Origin of the sequence: Pseudomonas sp. AP19, from assembly GCF_001728855.1 — a bacterium.
Lineage (GTDB): Bacteria > Pseudomonadota > Gammaproteobacteria > Pseudomonadales > Pseudomonadaceae > Aquipseudomonas > Aquipseudomonas fluorescens.
In genome coordinates, this window is the sequence record NZ_LXJP01000048.1 from 48,561 (window position 1) to 56,464 (window position 7,904).

General features: G+C 61.5%; 3 protein-coding genes and 1 pseudogene. 1 reads left to right on the forward strand and 3 read right to left on the reverse strand.

Translation table 11 applies throughout. The features are described from left to right. Positions 1–166 precede the first annotated feature (166 nt). A pseudogene (locus A7D21_RS26205) lies at positions 167–2,352 on the forward strand (response regulator). Between the two features lie 16 nt (positions 2,353–2,368). Here the strand turns inward: A7D21_RS26205 and A7D21_RS26210 are convergent. From A7D21_RS26210 to A7D21_RS26220, 3 genes are all read right to left on the reverse strand, one after another. After that, complete coding sequence (locus A7D21_RS26210) at positions 2,369–3,535, reverse strand: diguanylate cyclase (protein ID WP_053256315.1); 1,167 nt, start codon at positions 3,533–3,535, stop codon at positions 2,369–2,371. A 50-nt stretch (positions 3,536–3,585) separates the two neighbouring features. Then, the gene (gene glgB / locus A7D21_RS26215) at positions 3,586–5,823 is read right to left on the reverse strand and encodes a 1,4-alpha-glucan branching protein GlgB (protein WP_069553053.1); all 2,238 of its coding nucleotides are present in this window, start codon (positions 5,821–5,823) and stop codon (positions 3,586–3,588) included. Further along, the coding region (locus A7D21_RS26220; RefSeq protein ID WP_171902643.1) for a putative maltokinase at positions 5,820–7,904 on the reverse strand (2,085 nt) is incomplete at its 5' end. The genes glgB and A7D21_RS26220, both read right to left, overlap by 4 nt.

Genomic DNA, 7,904 nt, shown 5'->3' on the forward strand with positions numbered 1-7,904 from the left:
GGCGCCTCTGCGCCGGGTAGGTCGATCGGTACAATGGGGTGGAACATCAAATTGCCATCCCCGCGCTGATTCCGCTGAACTGGCCGCAGGGATTCCGGTCTGTAGCTGGATGCGCTGATATAATCAGCGCTCCCCCTGAAGACCGTGGCAATAAGGTATCCACCCAATGATGAATTGGCTGCAAGGCAGCAGCGAGATGGCTGAGCGCGTCCGTCAGCATGATTGGGCCAGTACGCCGCTCGGCGAGCTGGAGCAATGGCCCGACGTACTCAAAACCACGGTTGCGCTGTGTTTTGCCTCAAGCTTCCCCCAGTCCATCATCTGGGGCCCCCACCTGATCACGCTCTACAACGATGCGTTTATTCCTATTCTTGGCGATAAACCTGATTCGCTTGGGCGGGCGTTCAGCGAAATCTGGCGTGAGGCGTGGGATGACATCGGCCCTATCGCCAACGCCGCCTTTGAGGGGCACCCGACCTACATCGAAAACTACCCGTTGGTGGTTGAGCGTGGCAATGGCCCGGAGCAAGCGTACTTCACGTTTTGCTACAGCCCTGTGCGTGACCCGCAAGGCCGGGTCGTGGGCATGCTCGACACCGTCACCGAAACACCGCGACCGTATTCCTCTCTCGCCGCCTGGCCGTATTGGATGCAATTGGCAGCGCCGTGACCCACTGCAGCGATGCCGAAGCCATCATGACCACCACCACGCGTCTGTTGGCCGAACACCTGCAGGTGTCGATTTGCGCCTATGCCGATATGGAGGCCGATGAAGACGGCTTCACCATTCGCGACAATTGGTCGGCGCCGGGCTCGCCCAGTATCGTCGGCCGTTACAGCCTGGCAGCGTTCGGCGAGCTGGCCGTAAGCCGCCTGCGCGCAGGTGAGCCGTTTGTGATTGGCGACAACCGCCTGGAAATGCCCGCCGAGGTGTCCGCTGTCTTTCAGGCACTGGGCGTCACGGCGACTGCGTGCTTCCCGCTGATCAAGAACGGCCGCCTGACCGCGCTGATGGCCGTGCACCACAAATTCGCACGCGTGTGGTCGCCGTATGACCTGGCACTGGTGGGTGAAGTCACCGAGCGCTCCTGGGCCCATATCGAACGGGTGCGCGCCGACGCCGCCGTACGCGAGGGCCTGGCCGCCATCACCGAACTGAACGCCACCCTGGAGCAACGCGTTGAAGAACGCACCAGCGCCTTGACCCAGGCCGAAGCCGCGTTGCACCAGTCCCAGAAGCTCGAAGCCATCGGCCAGCTGACCGGCGGTGTGGCCCACGATTTCAACAACCTGCTGACGATCATTCGCTCTTCGGTGGACTTCCTGCGCCAGCCGGGGTTGTCCGAAGAACGCCGCCAACGCTACATGGGCGCCGTGTCAGACACCGTCGAACGCGCCAGCAAGCTCACCAGCCAACTGCTCGCCTTCGCCCGCCGGCAACCGCTCAACCCGGAAGTCTTTGACGTTGGCCAGCGGGTCAAGAACATCGGTGAGATGCTCGAAAGCGTGACCGGTGCGCGCATTCAGGTGCAGGTCCAATTGCCGGAACGGGCTTGCTATGTGTGCGTCGACTCCAGCCAATTTGAAACCGCACTGATCAATATCGCGCTCAATGCCCGCGATGCCATGGAGGGTCAAGGCACCCTGACCCTGCGCGTGGCGAGTGTGGCGGCGCTACCGCGCATCCGTGGCGATGCACACGCACACCAGCCGTTTGTAAGCATTGCGCTGGCCGACACCGGCAGCGGCATTGAAGCCGACGCCGTCGAGCGTATTTTCGAACCATTCTTTACCACCAAGGCCGTGGGTAAAGGCACTGGCCTGGGGCTGTCACAGGTGTTCGGGTTTGCCAAGCAGTCCGGAGGCAACGTCGATGTCACCAGCACCCTCGGCCAGGGCAGCGTGTTCACCCTGTATTTGCCCGAGGCGCAGCCTGTGGCCGGGCAGCTCGGCCCAGCCGAGGAAGCCCCCAGCCCGGCGCTTGACACCACACTGCGGCATATCCTGATCGTGGAAGACAACCTCGAAGTGGGCCGTTTCGCCAACCAGATCCTGCAGGACCTGGGTTACCAGACCACGTGGGCAACCGACGCCGAACAGGCACTGGCGCTGGCCGGTCCGGACGTGAGCGGGTTCGACGCGATTTTCTCGGACGTGGTAATGCCCGGCATGACCGGCGTGGCAATGACCAGGCTGCTGCGCCAACGGCGCCCCAACCTGCCGGTGGTACTGACCTCGGGCTACAGCGAAGAGCTGGCCGACAGCGCCTACGAGGGCGTCGACTTCCTGGCAAAGCCCTACTCGGCCGACCAGGTGGCGCGCGTACTGGCCAGGTCGATGCGGCGAGACTGAACCCTACTCAGCCCGCCTACTCCGCCACCACGACCTGATTGCGGCCCATGGCTTTGGCGCGATACAGCGCTTTGTCGGCGCTGTTCATCAGGCTGTGCAGGTCCTGATCGGGGTTGCGGGTGGTGGCCACCCCCAGGCTCGCGGTCAGCCCCTGTACCGGCTCGGAGGCCAGGCCGGCAATCGCCGTGATCAATTGTTCGGCAATGCCCTGTGCAGTCTCCAGTGTCGTATTGGGCAACAACACGGCAAATTCCTCGCCGCCAAGCCGACCATACACGTCGGCCTGGCGAAACGACGCGCTGATCACCCCGCCAACCTGGCGCAAAACCTGGTCGCCGGCCTGGTGGCCGTAGGTATCGTTGATGGCCTTGAAGTGGTCCATGTCCAGCATCAGCGCGCTCAGCGGCTGTCGGTGTTGGCGACACTGCGCATACAACAGGTGGGCATGTTCAAAAAACGCGCGACGATTCATCAACCCGGTGAGCTCGTCAGTCTGAGCGGCGCGTGTGGAAATGGTGTGGGCGCGCTCCATTTGCCGGGTCAGGCGAAACGCTTTTTCGAGGGCATCCGACAGTTTGCGCGTGGCGCTGACCACGAAAGTCGAGAACACCAGCACAGCAATCGCCACGCCCACTTGCATGGGCGAGGGCTGAAACAGTAACCACAGCGTGCTCGGCAATAACACCAGAGACATGGAGCCCAACGTCATATAACGGTAGGCCGAATAACAGGAGACCGCGCTGACCGACATACCCACGGCAAATAGAATCACCAACACTTGGGACACACGGTCGTCCGGCGGCATGACAGCCAATGCGCCAATGCCCCAGGTCGCGGCGGAGAGCATCAACGTCACCCAGTAGCGGCGCTCCCAACGCGCCGGCGTACGCAGACTGTTCGCGCAACGAAACCAGTCCATGAACATCTTCAGCCGTAGCAGTGACGTCACCCCCAGCACCACCAGCCAGGTGCGCATGACCGTGTGATCAAACCGGTCCCAGCACAGCCAGCAGAGCATGCCGGCGCCCAGGTAACTGCCGAAAATGGCAGCGAACGACTGGCGAAACAGCTGGTGCAAACGGTCAGTTCGCACCTGCTCTTCGATAAAACAATCCTGGTCCTGCCCAAGCCCAAGGCCATTCATGAAATACGCCTGCTTCAACTGCCGCAACAAAGGTGCCATTGTGGCACCCTGCCAGTACCCCGGACAACAGAATCCGGTTGCTAGAGCCTTTAAAGCGCTTCCGGGCGCAAAATCAGCACACCCAATGGCGGCAAATTCAGCGACAGCGATACCGGCTGCCCATGCTGCGGTTCATCCTGGGTAAACACCTCTCCCCCATTGCCGTAATTGGAGCCGGCGTACGTGTCGGCATCGCTGTTGATCACCTCGCTCCAGCGCCCGGCAAACGGCACCCCTACCGAATACGCCTCACGCGGCACCGGGGTGAAGTTGGCGACCACCAGCACCGGTTTGCCGTCCTTGCTCCACCGCAACCAGGCATAAACGCTGTTGATTGCGTCGTCGCCAATCAGCCATTGGAAACCTTGAGGCGCATCATCCTGTTCGTGCAGCGCGGGCTCTTCACGGTAGAGGCGGTTGAGGTCGCCCACCAGCTTTTGCACGCCCCGGTGCTCGGGGTACTGCAGCAGGTACCAGTCCAATTGCTGGTCGTGGTTCCACTCGCGCCATTGGCCGAATTCGCAGCCCATGAACAGCAGTTTTTTACCCGGATGCATCCACATGAAGCTCAGGTAGGCGCGCAGGTTAGCAAACTTCTGCCAGCGATCACCGGGCATCTTGTCGATCAACGAGTGTTTGCCGTGCACCACTTCATCGTGAGAGATCGGCAGGATAAAACGCTCGGACCAGGCATAGACCAGGCCGAAGCTCAGCTCATTGTGATGATGGGCGCGGTACACCGGGTCTTGCTGGATGTAATGCAGCGAATCGTGCATCCAGCCCATGTTCCACTTGTAGTTGAAGCCCAACCCGCCTTGCTGGGTGCTCTGGCTGACACCGGGCCATGCCGTGGATTCTTCGGCAATCACCAACGCACCCGGCGCTTCGAGGGCGACCACATCGTTCAGATGACGCAGGAAGTCGATGGCTTCGAGGTTCTCACGACCGCCATAGCGATTGGGCACCCACTCGCCGGCTTTGCGCGAATAGTCGCGGTACAGCATCGACGCCACCGCATCCACACGCAAACCATCGATATGGAAGTGTTTAAGCCAATGCAACGCCGAGGCCAGCATGAACCCGTGAACTTCAGTGCGGCCGAGGTTGTAAATCAGCGTGTCCCAATCCTGGTGAAAGCCTTCCAGCGGGTTGGCGTATTCGTACAGCGCGGTGCCGTCGAACTGCGCCAGACCATGGGTATCGGTGGGGAAATGCGCCGGCACCCAGTCGAGGATCACGCCGATGTCGGCCTGGTGCAGGGCATTGACGAAAAACCCGAAGTCTTCCGGCGAACCGAAACGCGCAGTCGGTGCGAATTGCGACAACGCCTGGTAGCCCCAGGAGCCACCAAAGGGGTGCTCCATGATCGGCATCAGCTCGATATGGGTGAAACCCAATTGCTGTACATACGGAATCAAGCGTTCAGCGAGTTCGCGCCAGCCGTACTGACGGGACACTTCACCGGCCTCATCCAGCTCGCACTGCCAGGAGCCTACGTGCAACTCGTAGATCGACAACGGCGCAGTGGGCTTTTGCTTGTCGGCCCGCGCCTGCATCCACGCATGGTCTTGCCAATCCACCTGCAACGGCGCGGCGACTTTCGAAGCGGTGTCCGGCGGCAGTTGAGTCGCCAGCGCCATCGGGTCGGCCTTCAGCGGCAAAATCCCGTTGGCGCCAAGGATTTCGTACTTGTAGGCCGCGCCTGGTTGCAGGCGCGGGATAAAGATTTCCCACACGCCGGAGGGGTGACGCAAGCGCATCGGGTGGCGACGACCATCCCAGATATTGAAATCGCCCACCACCGACACACGCCGGGCATTCGGCGCCCAGACGGCAAAGCGCACGCCCGGTATGCCATCGACACTGGTCACCTGAGCACCCAGGCAGCTGCTGAGGTCGCGGTGATTGCCTTCGGCAAACAGGTACAGGTCCATTTCACCCAGGAGCAACTGGTTGAAGCTGTAAGGGTCTTCGGTGATCTGTTCACCGCCGGCCCACTGGATTTTCAGCAGGTAGTCCTGGCGGGTGTTGAAGTGCCCGACAAACAAGCCCGGCACCTGGGTCGCATCCAGGCTGCCGATCGGCTCACCGCTGTCGCGTGCCAATACCTGGACGCTCAAGGCCTCCGGCAAAAAGGCGCGAATGAACTGGCCATTTTGCTCATCGTCGTGCGGGCCGAGAATCGAGAATGGATCGTGGTGCTCGGCGCGTACCAGGGCTTCAATGTCCTTGGGTGCCGGCATGGCAGTCAATTTCGGTTGCAGCGGTTCTCTATGTGTAAAACTCATGACGTCTCCCCACCGCGTGCAGTTTTCGATATAGGTGTAAGCCCGCTGAGCAGGCCGTGTAAACCTTGTAGCGGCACCGGCAACCAGGTCGGGCGGTTTTCCGCTTCGTAAGCCACTTCGTACGCGGCCTTCTCCAGGCTGAACAACGTCAGCGCGGCACTCTGGCCGTCGGCCTCCTGCCAGTCATGCGCCAGTGTAGACGTAGCCTGATGATAAGCCTGCGTAAAAGCCGCACGCGCTTCACTCAGGTATCGATCCGTCACACGCTTGCGGGCAGTGTCCGCCTCGGGCGAATGATCCACCCCTTGCACATTCAGGGCCATCGCCGCGGCGTAATCAAACGAGCGCAGCACGCCACTCACATCTTTATAGGGGCTGTGCTTGCCACGTCGTTCATGCAACGGCCGCGCCGGTTCCCCTTCAAAGTCGATCAGGTAAGCATCGCCCTTGACCACCAGTACCTGGCCCAGGTGCAAGTCACCGTGGACACGAATCCGCAGCCCGCCGGCCGTGGCTTTCGCCAGGGCCTGCACGTGACTGCCAATGGCTTTTTTGTGTGCCAGCAACTCACTGACCAGCGCCTGATCGGCAGGGTTCAATTGGTTTTGATGAAGCTTGAGCAATTGCAGCGCACGCTCGATCTGTGCCCCGACATCCTTGGCCCAGGCCTGGGTATCCTTGGCCGTCGTGACTTCAGGCTTGAAGTCTGTATTGGCAGTTTTCGCTGCCAATACCCCGTGCATTTCACCCAGGCGCCGGCCGAGCAACGCGGCGAAGTCGGCCAGTTCACCCAACGCGTTGTAGTGCTGTTCCTGTTCGGAAATCGCCTCTGCGAGTTCGTCGCGAATCGCGCGTTCGAGGTTGTTCTGGGTCCAGCTCCAGGCGTCGCCCTGGTTGCTCAGATAGCCCTGGGCAATCATCAGCAGGTTGTCCTGCCCTGCGTTGTCGTGGCGAATCATCGAGCCCAACAGCGGCGAAATGTTCGGATACCCGGCGGCGGTCAGGTAAGCGCTCATTTCCAGTTCCGGATGCACCCCGGCGCTGACTTTACGGATCAGTTTGAGCACCAGACTCTCGCCGACCACCACCGAACTGTTGGACTGCTCAGCGGCCAGGTAGCGCACTTGCGACTCGTCGTTCAATGGCAGGTTGGCCAGGTGCGAAGTGGCCTCAAAGCGCAAATCGCCGTCGTCGGTCGTCAAGACCGTGCCCGCCTGCAGGGCCTTGATCACGGCGCGGATAAAGTGCTCAAGACTGAACGCATCGGTCACCAGGCCGACCTCGCGGGCGCGCCGTACACGGGCCAGGGCCAATTGCTGGGGCAACGCGCTGGTGAACTGGTCTTCACCCAGGAAGCCGAACGGCAGCTGATAGCGGCTGACCTGGCCGCCACTGCTCACCTCCAGTTCACTGAGCAGCACCGGATGCTGTGGATCGCCAAAGCGCACACCGTAGGCAATCCGCACGCTGTCGATGGCCGTGTCCTTGCCGGCGAACCAGCGCCGCTTGGGCAGCCAGGCCGGTAGCGAGGTGTGCTCCAGCGTGGTGCGGCACGGTTCTTCGAGTAACTCTTCCATACGTTGTTTCAATACCAGGGTGGTGAAGTCAGGGATGCTCTGGGCAGGCGCGACGTGCCAACTCGGCATCTGGTTTTCCGCGGCGAGCACGAACCAGTAGAACCCGTACGGCGCCAGGGTCAGCAAGAAATTCAGCTGACCGATGGGCGGAAACGCGTTACCGCCGAGCATTTCCACCGGCACCATGCCCGCAAAGGCTGACAGGTCCAGCTCAGCCGCCTGGGCACTGCGCGACACATTGGCCACACACAGGATGAGCTCGTTGCGCCCGTCTGGCCCGGTGTATTCGCGGGTATACGCCAGAATGCGGCGGTTGCTCGGCGAGAGCATTTTCAAGCTGCCGCGGCCAAAGGCTTTGGACTGTTTGCGCACCGCCAACATGCGGCGCGTCCAGTTCAGCAGCGAATGCGGGTCCTGGGCCTGGGTTTCGACGTTTACCGACAGGTAGCCGTACTGCGGGTCCATGATCGGCGGCAGCACCAGGCTGGCCGGGTCGGCGCGGGA

Coding starts and splice junctions, on each gene's coding strand:
- A7D21_RS26210 (WP_053256315.1), bottom strand. CDS start 3,535: ATGGCACCTTTGTTGCGGCAGTTGAAGCAGGCGTATTTCATGAATGGC.
- glgB (WP_069553053.1), bottom strand. CDS start 5,823: ATGAGTTTTACACATAGAGAACCGCTGCAACCGAAATTGACTGCCATG.